Source organism: Pseudomonas sp. Sample_23 (assembly GCF_004307595.1).
Taxonomy (GTDB): domain Bacteria; phylum Pseudomonadota; class Gammaproteobacteria; order Pseudomonadales; family Pseudomonadaceae; genus Aquipseudomonas; species Aquipseudomonas atacamensis.
On the sequence record NZ_RCNX01000022.1, the window covers coordinates 1 to 17447 of the forward strand.

17 protein-coding genes and 1 pseudogene are annotated in these 17447 nt (G+C 60.7%); 3 read left to right on the forward strand and 15 right to left on the reverse strand.

Annotated elements, in window-relative coordinates; genetic code table 11:
• A partial coding sequence (tam, locus tag D8U82_RS05030; RefSeq protein ID WP_130901770.1) for a trans-aconitate 2-methyltransferase occupies positions 1–628 on the reverse strand: 628 nt, incomplete at its 3' end.
• A gap of 159 nt (positions 629–787) precedes the next feature.
• Between tam and D8U82_RS05035 the strand changes: the two genes are divergently transcribed.
• A complete protein-coding gene (locus tag D8U82_RS05035; RefSeq protein ID WP_016771301.1) occupies positions 788–1198 on the forward strand; it encodes a low affinity iron permease family protein in 411 nt (136 codons plus the stop codon).
• 160 nt (positions 1199–1358) lie between these two features.
• On the opposite strand, the gene D8U82_RS05040 is transcribed toward D8U82_RS05035, so the two are convergent.
• The 10 genes and pseudogenes from D8U82_RS05040 to D8U82_RS05090 form a co-directional block, all read right to left on the reverse strand.
• Positions 1359–1862: a DUF4142 domain-containing protein gene (locus tag D8U82_RS05040; protein WP_039760848.1), complete on the reverse strand. Its 504-nt coding sequence runs from the start codon at positions 1860–1862 to the stop codon at positions 1359–1361.
• Positions 1863–2015: 153 nt separating this feature from the next.
• On the reverse strand, positions 2016–3365 hold the full coding sequence (locus D8U82_RS05045) for a diguanylate cyclase (RefSeq protein WP_130901771.1): 1350 nt from the start codon (positions 3363–3365) through the stop codon (positions 2016–2018).
• Between the two features lie 75 nt (positions 3366–3440).
• Positions 3441–4079, reverse strand: coding sequence for a LysE family translocator (locus D8U82_RS05050; protein ID WP_125925281.1), 639 nt, complete (start codon positions 4077–4079; stop codon positions 3441–3443).
• Between the two features lie 61 nt (positions 4080–4140).
• Positions 4141–4272 (reverse strand): annotated as a pseudogene (locus D8U82_RS05055) (glutathione transferase); the annotation flags it as partial.
• The gene (locus D8U82_RS05060) at positions 4271–5002 is read right to left on the reverse strand and encodes a hypothetical protein (RefSeq protein ID WP_130901772.1); all 732 of its coding nucleotides are present in this window, start codon (positions 5000–5002) and stop codon (positions 4271–4273) included. The pseudogene D8U82_RS05055 and the gene D8U82_RS05060, both read right to left, overlap by 2 nt.
• Positions 5003–5183: 181 nt before the next feature.
• Positions 5184–6515: an MFS transporter gene (locus tag D8U82_RS05065; RefSeq protein WP_016771305.1), complete on the reverse strand. Its 1332-nt coding sequence runs from the start codon at positions 6513–6515 to the stop codon at positions 5184–5186.
• A gap of 179 nt (positions 6516–6694) precedes the next feature.
• The gene (locus D8U82_RS05075) at positions 6695–7621 is read right to left on the reverse strand and encodes a hydroxymethylglutaryl-CoA lyase (protein ID WP_130901773.1); all 927 of its coding nucleotides are present in this window, start codon (positions 7619–7621) and stop codon (positions 6695–6697) included.
• Positions 7618–8811 carry a CaiB/BaiF CoA-transferase family protein gene (locus tag D8U82_RS05080; protein ID WP_123442951.1) on the reverse strand — a complete coding sequence of 398 codons (1194 nt, stop codon included), beginning with the start codon at positions 8809–8811 and terminating at the stop codon, positions 7618–7620. Before D8U82_RS05080 ends, D8U82_RS05075 begins: the two co-directional genes overlap by 4 nt.
• 251 nt (positions 8812–9062) lie before the next feature.
• Positions 9063–9968: a LysR family transcriptional regulator gene (locus D8U82_RS05085; RefSeq protein ID WP_130901774.1), complete on the reverse strand. Its 906-nt coding sequence runs from the start codon at positions 9966–9968 to the stop codon at positions 9063–9065.
• Positions 9969–10055: 87 nt separating this feature from the next.
• A complete protein-coding gene (locus D8U82_RS05090) occupies positions 10056–11336 on the reverse strand; it encodes a hypothetical protein (RefSeq protein ID WP_130901775.1) in 1281 nt (426 codons plus the stop codon).
• Between the two features lie 218 nt (positions 11337–11554).
• Here D8U82_RS05090 and D8U82_RS05095 point away from each other — a divergent pair, with 218 nt between their 5' ends.
• Positions 11555–12232, forward strand: a complete 678-nt coding sequence (locus tag D8U82_RS05095) for a hypothetical protein (RefSeq protein ID WP_177434112.1) — start codon at positions 11555–11557, stop codon at positions 12230–12232.
• Here the strand turns inward: D8U82_RS05095 and yiaY are convergent.
• Positions 12193–13341 carry an L-threonine dehydrogenase gene (gene yiaY, locus D8U82_RS05100; protein ID WP_024011964.1) on the reverse strand — a complete coding sequence of 383 codons (1149 nt, stop codon included), beginning with the start codon at positions 13339–13341 and terminating at the stop codon, positions 12193–12195. The genes D8U82_RS05095 and yiaY overlap by 40 nt on opposite strands.
• 154 nt (positions 13342–13495) lie before the next feature.
• On the opposite strand from yiaY, the gene D8U82_RS05105 reads away from it, so the two are divergent.
• On the forward strand, positions 13496–14515 hold the full coding sequence (locus tag D8U82_RS05105; protein WP_130901776.1) for a DUF4917 family protein: 1020 nt from the start codon (positions 13496–13498) through the stop codon (positions 14513–14515).
• Positions 14516–14679: 164 nt separating this feature from the next.
• On the opposite strand, the gene D8U82_RS05110 is transcribed toward D8U82_RS05105, so the two are convergent.
• The 3 genes from D8U82_RS05110 to D8U82_RS05120 form a co-directional block, all read right to left on the reverse strand.
• Entirely contained in the window at positions 14680–15024 is a 345-nt protein-coding gene (locus tag D8U82_RS05110; RefSeq protein ID WP_071174640.1) for a YegP family protein, read from the reverse strand.
• 80 nt (positions 15025–15104) lie between these two features.
• On the reverse strand, positions 15105–15686 hold the full coding sequence (locus tag D8U82_RS05115) for a DJ-1/PfpI family protein (protein WP_125925275.1): 582 nt from the start codon (positions 15684–15686) through the stop codon (positions 15105–15107).
• 114 nt (positions 15687–15800) lie between these two features.
• On the reverse strand, positions 15801–17027 hold the full coding sequence (locus D8U82_RS05120; protein WP_125925274.1) for an SAM-dependent methyltransferase: 1227 nt from the start codon (positions 17025–17027) through the stop codon (positions 15801–15803).
• Between the last annotated feature and the right edge of the window lie 420 nt (positions 17028–17447).

Below are 17447 nucleotides of genomic sequence, written 5' to 3' on the forward strand. Positions count from 1 at the left end.
GAATCAACCCGCTACCCTTGAACCACTCCACCACCCCCGCCGCCCCGTCCCGAAGTTGGTGGTGATAGGTGGTGCGCCACACATCGACCCGCGCGCAATGCGGGCGCAGCATCGAAAAATACTCACTGGCACTGGCCATGTCGGTACGCTGCCCGGCAGCGTCTGCCAGCCTGCTCGCCCACGGCCCATTGGCGGCGACTTCACGCATCAAACGGTGGGACGGTTCGTTGAGGTTGTCCGGCATCTGGATCGCCAGGCTTCCACCATCTGAAAGCTTGCTCGCCAAGGCTGGCAGCAACGAAGCGTGATCAGGCACCCATTGCAACACTGCATTGGCGAAGATCACATCGAACGGGCCTTCATCGGCCCACTTGTCGATCTCGGCCACCTCGAACTGCACATCGGGCAAGCGCTTGCGCGCGGCGGCGATCATGTCCGCCGAACTGTCCAGGCCACTGACCCGGGCCTCGGGAAAACGCTGCACCAGCAACTCGGTGGAATTGCCCGGCCCGCAACCGATATCCACCACCGCCCGGGCGTGCGCCGTGAGTATCGCCGCTAACAGATCACGGGCCGGGCGGGTGCGTTCATCTTCGAAAGCGACGTATTGCTGGGCAGACCAACTCATTGCGTTCTCCTGTTGGGGTTTTCTGTCGACTGTCGACACGATACCGCGATCTGCGCGGTACGCCTTCCCTACCAAAGTCCTGCACCGAAACTTGTAAACAGAATTTTCAGCGCAACGCCGATGTCTGAATTTCAAGCTCCCAAAACAAGGACTCCCATCATGAAATTCGCAAAAATTGCCCAAAAACTTGCCCTGTGGGCCGGTAGCCCGAAGACGTTCATGGGGGCGTTGATTCTGATCGGGTTGTGGGGTTTGAGCGGGCCGATTTTTGGTTACAACGACACTTGGCAACTGATCATCAATACTTCGACGACGATCATCACGTTCCTGATGGTGTTCCTGATTCAGAACACGCAGAACCGCGATACCGACATTCTGCACTTGAAACTCGATGAGCTGCTGCGGGTGAACAAGGAAGCGCAGAACGCGATGCTCGGGCTGGAGGCGCTGGATCTGAAGCAGCTCGAAGCGCTGCGCCGGCATTATCGCGCGCTGGGTGAGAATCAGGTGTTTGATCTTGAGGGGCTTGGCGACAAGAGCAAGCCAAAGCAGGATTTGAATGAGTGCTGAGCAAGTAAACACACCCTGTGGGAGCGAGCCTGCTCGCGAAGAGGGAGGGTCAGTCAAAACATCATTGACTGACAGACCGCTTTCGCGAGCAGGCTCGCTCCCACAAAGGAAACATGCATTTCAACTGAAGGCTTCGTTCGCGCTGAACAATACGGCGAAGTTAGCGACTGGCCTGCAACGCGCGGGCCTTTTCCAGATGGCTTTGCAGCTTCGGCAAGGTCTCATCGGCAAACGCTTTGATTTCCGGCACGTCGGTGGTCTGTGCCTGTTGCTCGATCTGGGTGATGGCCTCTTCGGTCGCCTTGACCTGACTGGCGGCATAGGCCTGATCGAAAGTCGCGCCGTCCTTCACTTCCGGCATCAACTCTTTGGCCTTGTCGGCGAGTTCTTCGCGGGGGGCAACCGGCAGGTCGAGCTTCTTGGCGATTTTCGCCAAATGCTGGTTGGCCGTGGTGCGGTCGTTGATGACAACAATGGTGTAATCCTTGACCTCTTTGGATTCGGTCTTGCCGTGGGCCTGACGGCTGGCTTCGATGTCAGCCATGCCTTTGGCGGAGGCATCGTTGATGAATTCGGCAGGCGACTGGGCGAACGCAGTGCTGGCGCACAGGCCCAGCAGAGTCGCAAAACTGGCATTACGTAAACGGGTGGCCATCCGGCTCATGGTCGCGCCCTCCTTCGTTGAAAATTCAAGCGGGCCGTGATTCGCCCGCTGCTCAAATAGTCGCGGCGGACAATTGTCCGCCTCAGTTAAGAAGGCTTTGGCGTTCAAAGGTTTAGAAAATCTGCCGAGGCCGCGACGAACGGTGCGCTCGCTTCAGATGCCCAAGGCCCGATGATTCAGGCGTTTGTCCGCATACATGGCTTGATCGGCATGCCGAAACAGTTGCTGTTCTTCTTCACCGTGTTCAGGGAAACGCGCCACGCCGATGCTCGGTTCGATACGCAGGTCATGGCCGTCGAGGCGCATGGGCTGCGCCAGTACCTGACGGATTTTTCCGGCGACACTGTCGGCATCTTCGGCGGCATGCACGCTATGCAACAGCACGACAAATTCATCGCCACCGATACGCGCCACGGTGTCGGTTTCACGCACGCAGCCTTTCAGCCGATTGGCCACGGTTTGCAGGAGCATGTCACCGACGGCATGGCCATGGGTGTCGTTGACCTGTTTGAAGCGATCCAGATCGACATACAGCAGCGCCATGTGTCCGTGCACGGTTCGCGCATGGGCCAGCGCAGCCCTGAGCCGCTCACGCAGCAGTTCGCGGTTGGGCAGTTGCGTCAGTTGATCGTATTGCGCCATGCGCTTGAGCCGCGCATGCAGTTGCTGGCGTTCGATGGCCGTGGCGACTTGTGCGCAGACGTATTGCAGCAGTTCCTTGTCCTGCTCGGTGTAGCGTTCGCCGCCAGCGAGGCTTTTGACGATCAAGGCGCCGATGGTGCCGTTTTTTGAGCTCAGCGGTACGCCGAGCCAGCAAGGCGCGTTCTGCTCCGCCACCAGCGCAGCGAAGTCGGGCGTGGCATCGGCGCTGTCCGGGGTCAGCAACATTGGCTGGCCGCTGCGGATCACTTGCGCGCAAAGCCGTCCGATGACCGTGCCGGGCTGCTCGGGCTGCAATTCGTGATCGTCGACGTGATAGGGAAAACTCAGCTGCGCGCAGTGTTCGTCGTACAGCGCCACAGAAAAATTCAGCGCCGGCAGCCATTCGCCAATGAGCAAATGAACCCTTTTGAACAGCGCCAGCAGATCCTCCGCCGCATGCGCCGCCTCGGAAATTGCGTACAACGCCGCTTGCCGCGATTCGGCCTGCTTGCGCTCGGTGATATCGCGGGCGACGGCGATGCGGAGTTGGTCGACCTCCGACCAGCGCGCCGACCAGGAAATATGCGCGACGCTGCCGTCCTTGCGCAGGTAGCGGTTCTCGAAATTGTGCTTCGGGTCGCCGCCCATGATTTCGCCTGCGGCCGCGAGGGTGCGCTGGCGATCGGCCGGGTGCACCAGCTCGATCATCGAGCGGCCGATCAGCTCGTCAGGCGTGTAGCCGAAAATCCGCTCGCAGGCAGCGCTGACAAAAACGAAACGGCCCTGTTTGTCGACCGCGCAAACGGCGTCCAGCAACAGGTCCATGTAGCTCGCCAGCGGCGCAGGGTTAGGGCTTTCCATGGTTCTACGGGATGTCCGCACAGTGCAGCGATTTCAATCGTCCGTGATCGTGATTGCGCGTCCCTGCCCATTTCATCAAGTCTTGTTCGGCAGCAGCCCCGGCAGCGCGTGCATCAACGCATTGATGGCGAAGCCGATAAACATCACGCCGCATAAACGGGTGATGAGCAGCTCATGCCGCTGATACACCATGCGCACTCGCTGTGCGCCGACCACGCCGATGAGGATAGCGTAAGCCAGCGCACCGCCGATAAAGCTCAGGGCGATCAGCGCCGGCAGCATCGACCAGTTAAGCAGTTCGGCGCGGCTCGACAGCAGCGCCGTAAAGGTCGCCACCGCCACCGGGTAGGCCTTGGGATTGGTCAGGCCGAAGACGATGCCGTGCCAGAACGGCTGCCGCGCCGCGCCTTGCGCCTCGTCGCCGCTACGGCGTTGGGCACGCACCGCACGCCAGCCGAGCCAGAACAGGTACACCGCGCTGAGCACGCCGAGTACATCGAACGCGGTGCTACCGATCTCACGGGCGCCGACGATTGCCACCAGCGCGGTACTGCACCAGATCACGTCGCCGAGCAGATGCCCACACAGAAACCCCGCCCCGGCCCGCCGCCCATGGGCCGCGCCAATGCCGAACACCGCCAGCACGCCCGGCCCGGGGGTGATCCCGTAGATGAAACCCGAAGCCAGAACGGCCAACAGCAATGATGGAGTCATGAAAAACCTGCAAGCGCCAGAACACGTGGCGCAGAGTCTATATCAACAAGATTGAAGCGGATCAGGGTTCGTCGCGGATACGCATGCCGGGGTACGGTTTCTGCCGACACGCAGCCAGCCGCGACTGCAAATCGCCGACATGGGCTTCCAGCTTGTGGCCGTCGGGGTCGAGAAAGTAGAACGACGCGCCTTCAATAGCCTCTCAGATTTTCGGGAACGAAATATTGCTGTCCGTCATAGCGCAACGTGTTCAGCACCGGCTTTTCGTGAGTGGTCTTCGACTCGCAGGTGTCGGGTGGCCCCTCACCGACCAGGCCCGTGGTGACTGAGCGGACAATGATATCTGCGTAACCATGGGAACTGGTTTTGCCCATCTCAAGCGTACGCACCGTCTCCGAGCGCTCTCCGGCGCAATTGCCATCCCATTCGCCACTGAAGCTGTAGACGACCAAGCGATCCAGCACCGGGCGCAGTTTGTCGCCTTCTTTCACATAAAGCGAAAGCAAGATTTCATCCAGCGGATTAACGCGTGACGAGCCTTTGAAATGGGCGCGAACGCCGAAGGCACGAAGGTCGGGCGTGAGTTTATAACGCGCCGTGTCGAGTTCCAGACTCTCCAGCGCGATGGCATCGGAGAGAAACGCCGACGGCTGATGGTAGGTTGCCAGCGATTTGGGGCTGCCGGCCGTGACAGCCAGATCCAGATCGTACGAGCCCACGCTGCCGTCATGGCCATAGACCGGATCGGGCACAAACGTCGATAGCGCGGTGATGGTCAGCTGCGGATAAGCCGGCCAGTCCTTGCACAAAGAAAAGTCCGCTTCGCCACTGACCGCAGGCGGCGTGCAATCTGCCCACGCCTGCCCAGCCATCAACCACCCGCAGAGCGCGGCAGCGCTGATCCACGTGGACTTCATTGTCACTTCCCGCTCCTTGAAGATATTTCCAGGCGCGCACTATCCCTTTCTGCATCGGAGGATTCAACAGATCTGGCCAGCGAATCTTCTCATGTGTCTGAAGTCGGAATTCGCGAGCAGGCTCGCTCCCGCAGGAAAGCCGCATTCCAAAGTGGGAGCGAGCCTGCTATCGCCGACGCAGCAAATCTCAATACTTGTCCAGCGTGCGCAACTTCTGCGGCAAGCCCCACAGCAGCAGCGCTGCGGCGATCAGCGCGGCGACGCCGATGACGTACAGCGCCGGGGTGGTGCTGCCGGTGAGGTCCTTGATGCGTCCGACCATGACCGGGCTGACAATCCCGCCGAACTGCCCCAGGGTATTGATCACCGCGATCCCGCCCGCCGCGCCGGCACCGGCGCCCGCCAGCAGTTTCGGTGGCAGGGTCCAGAAGCTCGGGATCGAAGCGATGATGCCGGCGCCGAGCAGGCCGAGCGCGACGATCAGGAAGGTCGTGTGGCTGGCGAAGATTCCCGCGCTGAAAAAGCCGATCGCGCCGACGATCACCAGCCCGGCGACAAACTTGCGCCGCTCACCGGTGGCGTCTGACAAGCGCCCGATCACCACCATGCTGATCGCCCCGCAGATGTACGGAATGGCGGTCAGCAGGCCGATCATCACCGGGCTTTCGGTGCCGGCGCTGCGGATCAATTGCGGTGCCCAGAAATTCAACCCGTAGGACGCGACCTGAATCAGGAAGTAGATCAAACCCAACGTCAGGAACCCGGGTATTTTCAGCGCCGCGAGCAATGAGCCGCCGCTCTTGTGTGGCTCGTGATGGGCGATGCGACTGGAGAGTAATTTCTTCTCGTCAGCGGTCAGCCAGTGCGCATCCTCGATGCGGTCCTTGAGCTGCGTCAGCACCAGGAAACCGAGGGCGATGCACGGCACGCCACCAAGCAGGAACAACCAGTGCCAGCCGCGCATCTGCAACACGCCATCGAGGTGTTGCAACACAAGGCCCGAGAACGGCGCGCCGACCAGCCCGGCAAACGCCGAGGCAAGGAACAGCATCGAGGTGATGCGGCCACGGAAGTGCTGCGGAAACCACAGGGTCAGGTAATACAGCACGCCCGGAGCAAACCCGGCTTCCATCGCGCCGATAACGAAGCGCAGCGCATAGAACTGCCATTCGCTGTTGACGAAGACCATCGCCGCCGTCGCCACGCCCCACGACATCATGATCCGCGCGATCCAGCGCCGTGCGCCGACCTTGTACAGCATCATGTTGCTCGGCACTTCGAACAGCACGTAACCGACCACGAACAGCCCGGCGCCCAAGCCATACGCGGTGTCGCTCAGGCTCAAGTCGGTCTGCAACTGAAATTTGGCGAAGCTGATGTTGATGCGATCGAAGAAGGCGAACAGGTAGCAGACCATGATCAGCGGCATCAGGCGCCAGGCGACTTTGCTGACCAGGGCTTTTTCGGCGTCGTGATCGACGGACGGATTCACGCCCGCCTCCATTACGTTGAGGCTCATAGATTTTCTCCAGGCGGACTGCCGATGGGCGTCCGATTGTTTTTGTTGTCTGGTTACTGCTGAATGCTTTTGAACTGTGGGAGCGAGCCTGCTCGCGAATGCGCCAGATCAGTCGATACCGATGTTGAATGACACACCGCGTTCGCGAGCAGGCTCGCTCCCACAAGGGTTTTGTATCTTCAGATGGGCATCGGATGCAGATCGCAGTTGCGCCCGGCCTTGGCCAGTTGGCCGGGGACATCGTGGCCCAACAGCGCCGGCAAGCCGCGCGAAAGTTTCAGCAGCAGCGGCAAATCGATGCCCGTGGGAATGCCGACTTCATCGCACAGATTGACCAGATCTTCGCTGCAGATATTGCCCGACGCGCCCGGTGCGAACGGGCAGCCACCGAGGCCCCCCAGCGCCGCATCGAAGCGCCGCGCGCCGGCCTCGTAAGCGGCCAGTACATTGCACAGCCCAAGGCCGCGAGTGTCGTGGAAATGCAGGGTCAGATCGGCCGGCGAAACCCGCTGCAAAACGCGCCGCACCAAGCGATCGACCTGACGCGGATTGGCCATGCCGGTGGTGTCGGCGAGGCTGATGCCCTGAATGCCGAGCTCTTGATAAGCGTCGACAATTTGCAGCACGCGATCCTCATCGATCCGTCCTTCGAACGGACAACCGAAGGTGGTGGCGATGCTGCCGTTGAGGCGCACACCTGAGCCGCTGACAAACGCAACAATGTCAGCGAACGCCGCCAGCGACTCTTCGCAACGCATGCGCATGTTGGCAAGGTTGTGGGTCTGGCTGGCAGACATCACCAGATTCAACTCATCGGCATTCGCCGCCAATGCGCGTTGCGCGCCTTTGAGGTTGGGGATCAACGCCACGTAAATAACACCCGGCTGACGCTGAATGCCGTTGAACACTTGCTCGCCGTCACGCAGGCCCGGAATGGCTTTGGGCGAGACGAACGAGCCGGCCTCGATGCGGCTGAATCCGGCCTGTGACAATTGATTGATCAGGGCGATCTTGTCAGCGGTTTCCACCCACGTCGGCTCGATCTGCAAACCGTCGCGGGGCGAGACTTCCTGGACGATCAGGGTTTGCGAATAGTCAGTGATCATTGCACCACCCCCTGGCCTTTCAGACGTTCGATGTCGAGTTCAGTCAGGCCAAGATTGGCGAGAATAGCGTCGGTGTGCTGGCCCAGTTTCGGCCCGGACCAGTTCACCCCGCCGGGCGTCTCCGAGAGTTTGGGGACAATGCCGGGCATCTTCACCGTTGCGCCACCGGGCAACTCGGCATCGAGCAGCATGTCCCGCGCCTGATAGTGCGGATCGGCGACGATGTCAGCCACCGAGTAGATGCGCCCGGCCGGCACTTCAGCGGCTTCGAGGGCGGCCAGTACCTCGTCGATCGGCAGGCTGCTGGTCCAGTGTGTGATGGCCGCATCGAGCAAACCGCTCTGCGCCGCGCGGCCGTCGTTGTGGGCGAACTCTTCTGCCTCGGCCAGATCAGCGCGGCCAATGGTGTGCATCAGGCGCTTGTAGATCGGGTCGCTGTTACCAGCGATCACCACGTAGGCACCGTCGGCGGTGAGGTAGGTATTGGAGGGCGCGATGCCCGGCAAGGCGCCGCCGCTGCGTTCGCGCACATGGCCGAGCATGTCGTATTCCGGTACCAGGCTTTCCATGACGTTGAACACGCTCTCGGCCAGCGATACGTCAACGATCTGCCCGCCGCCCTGCCCGGTCTTGACCCGCAACAGCGACATCAGCGCGCCGATCACTGCGTGCAGCGAGGCCAGCGAATCGCCGAGGCTGACGCCGACCCGAGCTGGTGGCGAATCGGGATTGCCGGTGGTGTAGCGAATGCCGCCCATGGCCTCGCCAATCGCACCGAAACCGGGCCGGTCGCGGTACGGGCCGGTCTGGCCGTAGCCAGAGATACGCACCAGGGTCAGGTTCGGATTCAGCGCATGCAGCACGTCCCAGCCCAGACCGAGTTTTTCCAGCGCACCGGGGCGCAGGTTTTCGATGATCACGTCGGCGTCACCGGCCAGTTGCTTGACCAGTTCGATGCCTTCAGCGGATTTGAGGTTGAGTGCCAGGGATTTCTTGTTGCGCGATTGCAGGTACCACCACAGCGACGTGCCCTCGTGCAGCTTGCGCCATTTGCGCAGCGGGTCGCCTTGGCCCATGGCTTCGATCTTGATCACCTCGGCGCCGAACTCGGCAAGCATGCGCGCGGCAAACGGCGCGGCGATCAGGGTGCCGATCTCGATCACTTTGATCGCACTCAAAGGGGCAGTCATCGCGGGGTACCTCTTGTTCTTGGAATATGTCGCCAAGGCTAGAGGAACGATGATCGGAGAATCCAGCCGTCTCTCGGCAAAGGGCGTTCGCGAAATGCGAATGCTCCGCTGTGATTCGGTGGTGAATTCAGGGCCGCCTTCGCGAGCAGGCTCGCTCCCACAAGGTTCTGTAGTGGTTTCAGATTCTGTGTTCACAAGTTCAATGTGGGAGCGAGCCTGCTCGCGAAGAGGCCATCAGCTGCAATGAAGATCTACCGCCCGCGCAAATGCTCAAACAACATCCGGCTCACCGGCGACAATCCCGCCTCATCGCGCACCACCACAATCAGCGCGCGATCGGACCAGTCGTCGGTCAGCGGCACCGCACGCAAGCCCAGTGCCTGACCGAACAACTCATAGGCTCGCTGCGGCAGAATGCCGATGCCCATGTTCGCCTGGACCATCCGGCAGACCGCATCGAATCCCGGGACATGAATGCGAATGCGCAGGACTTTGCCGGCCTGCCGCGCCGCCGCATGGGTACGCATGTTGATCGAACTGGCTGCGTGCAAGCCGACGTAATCGCTGTCGAGAGTTTCATCGAAAGTCACCGATGCGCGCGTAGCCAACGGATGCTCCGGGAGCATCACCACCACCAGTTTGTCCTGGCGGTACAACACGCTGTGCAGGCCTTTGGTGTCGCTGTCGTCGGAGCAGATGCCGAGGTCGGCGACGCCATCGAGCACGCCCTGAATCACGCCGGCGCTGGGGCGTTCTTCAAGGTCGGTCTTGACCTGCGGATGCCGCGCGGAGAAGTCGCGCAAGTCTTCAGGCAGGAACTGAATGATCGCCGAAAGATTGGCCAGCATGCGCACGTAACCACGCACACCGTGGCTGTGCTCGCCCAGTTCCAGGCCCATCTTTTCCACATTGAAGAGCATCTGCCGGGCATGGTGCAGCAGGGTTTCACCGGCCGGCGTAAGGATCATGCCTTTGGCCTGACGCACGAACAAAGCGATGCCCAGCGCCTCCTCCAACTCCATCAGGCGCTTGCTCGCCGCCGACACCGCGATGGCCTCGCGCGCAGCCGCACGGGTCAGCGTGCCTTCCTCGTGGACGGCGACGAACAGTTGCAGAGTGATCAGGTCGAGACGGCGGATCAGGCTTTTTTGCAGCATGCTGGGCTCGAAGGCAGAGGTTCATCCGAGCCGGCAGGATAGCCCGGTTCTAACTCTGCCTGCTCAATGTCCGATGGTCTTGCGCCGTTATGCGACAGGCGCGGTCAACAAGCGGACCAATTGTGCGCTGTCGTCCCTGCGACCTAACACCAGGATCGAAAAGCCTTGCAGGCAGGCATCGATGGCTGGCCATGAAATGTCCTTCGCGCCCTCGACATCAAACGAATCATCCACTGCGCCATCGACCAGAAAGCCTCCCGTCAACAAGCCTCGTGCGCTGCCCGAGGTCTGTCCGACCGCCACAATACGTTTGCCAGCGATGTCATCCAGCGCAAACCCCGCTTGCCAACCTCTCAGGTCGAGTTCGTGCGCCGTCGGGCTGAGGACAGGGTTGTTGAACGCGTCATCCATTTGGCCGGCGTAGGTAATACCACTGATGAACCCGTGTTGCAGTTTTGTGCCTTGCGTTGACTCGACCGCCGAACCGAGCAGAAGCAGGCGCTGCGCCGTTTGCACAGCAATGTCCGTCACGCGGCTTTCGAGCGGCTGGCCATCGCGCTGAATGTTCAACAGCAGTACCCCCTTGTCGCCGAACGCTTGTGCAACTTTCCCGTTGTGGTCGAACGCCATGACCAATCCCTGATTGGTTACTTCCGTTTTGCCATGCAGCAGGATCTTCCCATCGTCGAGCTGGATGATCCCGGACAGCGAAATGGCCACGCCTGGCAGCGACAGGGGCAGCCAACCGTTGCTGGCGAACGATAAATCGTCCGAGCCATCGAGATGGAATCGCGTCAACAGGCCACTGCCCTTTTGCGCGGTCACAAACAGCAGCCTGTCCGGCTGCGCAAGCTGCGGATCGGATTTCGCCAGCAGCAGTTGCCCATGGGTCGCCCCAAAGAGTGCCGGAATCCGCATGGGCACAATCCGGTAGCCATTACTGTCGCCGCCGAACTCGATATCCGGCGAACCGTCGGGCAGAAACCGCGCGATAACTTGCTGGTATTCAAGAGCCTGGTCTTTGACCACGCCAATCACACCGCACATCCAGAACCGTCCGAGCGCATCAACAATCAACGGCCCGCCTTGCGTGAGCGAGCCTGTGCCGAACTCGCCATTGAGATATCCGCCGTCGCCGAAGGCCGGATCCGGATTGCCATCGGCATCCAGGCGCGCAAGGCCGTAGTACGAATGGCCCGATTGCTCGACGGTAGCGCTGACCATGATCTTCCCCGAAGGCGTGATCGACACGCCTTCGGCAATGGTCTTGGCCGCTCCGGGGAATTTCAGCGTTCGCAGACCAAACTGAGCATCCAGCTCCCCGGCTGACTGCACGGTTGGGGGCAATGGCGCGGTGGATTCCGGCATGTTCGTATTCTCCTGTGGGATCGACATCGATCCCCTCGCTGGGAGCATTCGACCCGAAGAAGCCACGCCGGACAACTGACACAAATGACAGTTTTTTAGAAGAAAACGAAATTGATCACCGTGCAAAAAAGACTGGATGACTGGTAGTTCTTACAGGTTCGAATTCAGGCACGTCATGCCAACCTCAGCGTTCAAATCAGCCATGGACGAGAAGAACGATGAGCACTCGCGACGAGCAAATGTCACAACCTGCCCCGGCCCCGACCATAACCTACCCCGAGGAGGCCAGCACGACGGGACCTGCGACATTGTTGCTCGGCAGCGGCATACCCGATGCGCTTGTACAGGTCTGGAACATTGAAAACACCCATTCGCTCGGTGCAGGGCTGGTCAGCGCAAAGGGACGATGGGCGTTCAGCATCAGCGGCGCCCAGGCTCCAGGCCAGCAGAAGATTCACGCCCACCAGACGTATGCAGGCATCACGTCTGAATGGAGTGACGAGCGCGGATATGAGGTGCGACTGCGGCCCGAAATCGACGTCCCGGGCGTCTTCGTACCGCTTGAGGGAGCGGAGGTAAATGCGCCTCTGTTGTTGTCGGGAGATGTCACACGGGCCGAGGGTTTCGTCAGTATTTTCGATCTGGACACTGGCCTGGAGATTGCCAGGGCAGCGGTCGAAAGCGACCGAAAATGGCAAACACCGGCTGCACACTCATTGGCAGTCGGGCAGTACCGTATATCCGCCGTTCACAACATCGCCGGCCAGGTTTCAGATTGGGGCCGTGTGCGGACATTTACCGTGGTCGCAGAAGCAAGCGAAGGACTGTTCGACTTCGCTCGCCTGCGCGCCTTCATTCAAAACGCGTTGCGGAAAATTTCCTCGATCTGGCGCTGATCTGCCGCCCTTGGATTGGTCAGGCCGCACGCATCCTTCAAAGCATTGGCGGCGAGCACCGGAATGTCGCTGAGTTTCGCGCCCAGCTCACGCAGTCCGCCGGGAATCTCCACATCCTTGGCAAGGTTGCGAATGGCATTGATCGCCGCCTGCGCGCCCTCCTCTGCGCTGAAACCACGAATATCCGCGCCCATGGCGTGGGCGACATCCCTGAGTCGATCAGCACAGACCAGCGCATTGAAACTCTGCACATGCGGCAACAGCACGGCATTGCACACGCCGTGGGGCAAGTCGTAGTAGCCTCCGAGCTGATGCGCCATGGCGTGGACAAATCCGAGCGAGGCGTTGTTGAACGCCATGCCGGCGAGGAACTGCGCGTAAGCCATGTTCTCCCGCGCCGCCAGGTCGCTGCCGTCGCGCACCGCCAGACGCAGGTTGCTGCTGATCAGGCTCATCGCTTTAAGCGCGCAAGCATCGGTGATCGGGTTGGCGGCGGTCGAGACGTAGGCTTCGATAGCGTGGGTCAGTGCATCCATGCCAGTGGCGGCGGTCAGGCCTTTGGGCATCGCGACCATCAACTCCGGGTCGTTGACCGACAGCAGTGGCGTGACGTTGCGGTCGACGATGGCCATTTTCACGTGGCGCGATTCGTCGGTGATGATGCAGAAGCGGGTCATTTCGCTGGCAGTGCCGGCGGTGGTATTGATGGCGATCAGCGGCAATTGCGGCTTGCTCGAGCGGTCGACGCCTTCGTAATCGCCAATCTGCCCGCCATTGGTTGCGCACAGGGCGATGCCCTTGGCGCAATCATGTGGCGAGCCGCCACCCAGCGACACGACGAAATCGCAACGGCTTTCCTTCAACAGCCCCAAGCCGGATTCGACATTGGCCGTGGTCGGGTTCGGTCTGGCGCCATCGAAGATCACCGAATCGATGTCCTGCATCGCCAGTTTCTCGGCGATCATTGCGGCCACGCCCGCCTTGGCCAGCCCGGCGTCGGTGACAATCAGCGCCTTGCGAAAACCATAATTGCGGATCGCGACCATGGCTTCGTCGAGGCAGCCGCTGCCCATGATGTTGACCGCCGGAATGAAGAAGGTGCTGCTCATCGTGTGTCTCCTGACTGAAGCCGGATCGACTGCCTCGATTCGGCGGGTGCACACAGGATCGACCGATCGGTCACGAGCAATGTTGATCTGGCTCAATGTCCGCTCGTGATAAAGTCGCCGTCCATCTGCCCTTTGTTTTGAGACCGCCCACGCAATGACCGATTTTCTCGATGTCGACGCCACCCTCGAAGACTGGAATGCCTTGCGCGCCGCGAACGATTTCCAGGGTTTGCTGGTGGGCAATGGCGCCAGCCGCGCGGTGTGGGATGACTTCGGCTACGACTCGCTGTTCGAAAACGCCCGTACGGTCGAAGAGAAACCGCTGAGCCCATCGGAACTGGCGGTGTTCGACGCGCTGCAAACCCGCAGCTTCGAACAAGTGCTGGGCGCCCTGAAGACCACCAGCCGGGTCAACAAGGCGCTGGCGGTCAGCTCGGCGGCGCCGCGCAATCGCTATTACGCAATCAAGGAAGCGCTGATCAACACCGTGCACGCGGTGCACATCCCGTGGCGGCTGGTGCAGCCTTCGACAATGTCGGTGCTCAATGCAGAACTGGCGCGCTATCGCACGGTGTTCACCACCAACTACGACCTGCTCAATTACTGGGCGCTGCAACACCCGGGCGAGGCCATCGACGACCTGTTCAACGGCGCAGACGCGAGTTTCGATCTGAGCCAGAGCGCCACCGACAAACCGCGTCTGCTGTACCTGCACGGTGGTCTGCATCTGGTGCGCAATCAGGACGGCACCGCACGCAAACTGACCTCGACCGAGGGCACCCTGCTCGGCAGTTTCGCCATCAACAATACGATCAAGACGCTGGACGACGTGCCGCTGTTCGTCACCGAAGGGCCGAGCGCTGACAAGCTCAAGACCATTCGCAGCTCCGATTATCTGTCGTTCTGCTACGAGCAATTACTGGCTCATGGCGACAGCCTGTGCATCTTCGGCCATGCGCTGGGCGAGCAGGATGCGCATCTGGTGCGCGCGTTGCGCCTGGCCCGACCGAGATGCGTGGCGATCTCGATTTACCCGCGCAGCGCCGCATTCATTCAGCATCAGAAACGTCACTACGCCAAGGTGTTCGACGGTACCGGCGTTGAGTTGCGGTTCTTTGATGCCAAGAGTCATGCGTTGGGTGATCCGCAGTTGTCGGTACCGGTTGAAGTTTGATATTGGCCGGGCTGACGCCTTCGCGAGCAAGCTCGCTCCCACAATGGAATGTAGTCACCTGTGGGAGGGAGCCTGCTCGCGAAGACGGCCTATCAGCCAATACAAAAGGTGACTGGAACACCGCTTTCGCGAGCAGGCTCGCTCCCACAGGTTGATGTCGGATTTCAGAGGACAGGCAGGGTCTTGTCCTTGATGGTTTTCGTCGGGCCGTTGGCCTTCACGCTGGCGATGCCCTTGTCGCACGCGCCATCCGATGAATACGACTCGCTGCTGCCGATGACCTGGTGATTGGCCGCCTTGAGGTTGAAGTACGGGTGGCCATCCTTGGTCGATTTTTTCTCGTAACGCTCGTCCAGCGGGCTGTTGGCCTGCACCGAGGCGATGCCGCCGTCGGCGCCGGCGCGGGTGCTGTAGAGTTCGCTGGTCAGAATCGTTTCGGCGTTCGCTGCTTTCAACACGAACCTGAATTGGCCGTTGCTGCTTTTGCTCACTTCGTACCATCCGGACATGTCTGTTTCTCCTGGGGGCGATTGAGAGATTTCGCGCTTCAGAGTAAAGACCAGCGTCTGCGATCTGTCGCCTGCCTCGACTACAAGGTGATTTTCGTACCGAGCAGACCGAGGAAACCGGCCAGCCATTTCGGATGCGCCGGCCAGGCCGGAGCGGTGGCGAAATTTCCCTGAACATGGCCGTCGGTCACCGGAATGTCGATGTAGGTGCCGCCCGCCAGACGTACTTCCGGGGCGCAGGCCGGATACGCGCTGCACTCACGCCCCTCAAGCACACCCGCCGCCGCGAGCAGTTGCGCGCCATGGCAGACCGCTGCGATGGGCTTGCCGGCGTTGTCGAACGCGCGCACCAGCTCGAGGACTTTGTCGTTCAGCCGCAGGTATTCCGGCGCACGACCGCCGGGAATCAGCAGCGCGTCGTAATCGGTTTCGCTGGCCTTGGCGAAATCGAAATTGAGCGCGAACAGGTGACCGGGTTTTTCGCTGTAGGTCTGATCACCTTCAAAATCATGAATCGCCGTGCGCACGGTGCTGCCGGCGGACTTGTCCGGGCACACGGCGTGGACCGTGTGGCCGACCATCTGCAGGGCCTGGAACGGCACCATCACTTCGTAGTCTTCGACGTAATCGCCGACCAGCATCAGGATCTTTTTCGCGGCCATGGGAAAACTCCTCGGGGAAAGGTCTGGGGAGTATTCAAGGTAGACCCAAATCGCGCAGAGGGTTAACGATCGACCGCGTTAGCATTCTTCGCGAGCAGGCTCGCTTCCACAGGGTCAGGCCAGATAGCCGTCAGCGCGCAGCAGGGTTTCCAGGCAGTGTTCGCTGATGTGGTAGAACGCCTTGAGCTCTGCGATCTTCGCCAACAACTGCGTCGGATCGACCGGTTCGGCGCGTTTCACCGCGAGAATCATCTTGTTCTTGTTGGTGTGTTCCAGCGAGATGAACTCGAACACCTTGGTCTCGTAACCACAGGCTTCGAGGAACAGTGCACGCAAGCTGTCGGTGACCATTTCCGCCTGCTGGCCGAGGTGCAAGCCGTATTGCAGCATCGGCTTGAGCAGCGCCGGGCTCTGGATCTGCAGGCGGATCTGTTTGTGGCAGCACGGCGAGCACATGATGATCGACGCACCCGAGCGGATGCCGGTGTGGATCGCGTAATCGGTGGCGATGTCGCAGGCATGCAGGGCGATCATCACGTCCAGCTCGCTCGGCGCCACCGTGCGCACGTCACCGCACTTGAACACCAGCCCCGGATGTTCAAGCTTGGCCGCAGCGGCGTTGCACAGGTTGACCATTTCTTCGCGCAGCTCGACGCCGGTGACTTCGCCCTCGGCCTTGAGCGTATTGCGCAGGTAGTCGTGAATGGCGAACGTCAGGTAGCCCTTGCCCGAGCCGAAATCGGCGACCCGCACCGGTTTGTCCAGCGCCAGCGGCGACGAGGTCAGGGCATGGCTGAACACTTCGATGAACTTGTTGATCTGCTTCCACTTGCGCGACATCGCCGGGATCAGCTCGTGTTGCGCATTGGTCACGCCCAGATCCTTGAGGAACGGGCGGCTCAGTTCGAGAAAGCGGTTTTTCTCGCGGTTGTGCTCGGCGGACGGCGCTTCACGCAATTGCTGAGGCTTGCTCTTGAACAGCGAACTCTTGCCCTTTTTGCTGTATTCCAGCTGCGCTTCGTCGCTCAGCGCCAATAAATGCGCATTTTTGAACGAGGTCGGCAGCAGACCGGCAATCAGCGCAACGCCTTCGCTCAGCGGCAGGTTCTTGGTGATGTCGCGGGTCTTGTAGCGATAAACGAAGGAGAGACACGCCTGCGCCTTGACCGTCACCGGTTTGATGATGACCCGTTGCAGATCCGCCTCTTCACCGACGTATTTGGCCAATACCAGTTTGATGAAACCGCTGTCGTCGAGGCTGGCTTGCAGCAGCTCGATGAACTGGGCGTGGTGATCGGCGGCCGGTTTGGCGGACGGCGCGGAAGAAGCGGAAACAGACATGGACAAACGGCCTCGGACGGGCGGAATCGGGAATGGCGGGTATTTTAGGGGGGATGGGGGTTGGGGACATCCTCTTATTTACCCAACGGCAAAATCCATGACACCGACCTTTGTGGCGAGGGGATTTATCCCCGATGGCGCGCGAAGCGGCCCTCTGTGTTCGGCCCGTCAAACCACGCGCGCAGGTGTTGCGACTGCTACGCAGCCGATCGGGGATAAATCCCCTCGCCACACAGGCCAAATATGCGCGACTGCTTCAGCCCAACACCACCAACCGATTCGGCAACTCGTTCCTCACCTGCGTCACCGGCACGTGCACCTTCAACAACTCGCCACACGCCTCCACACACGTGACAAACCCTTCAAGCGTGCGCCCCTGCCTGACCTGTTCGGTAAACGCCGCGACAATCGCGTCCCAGT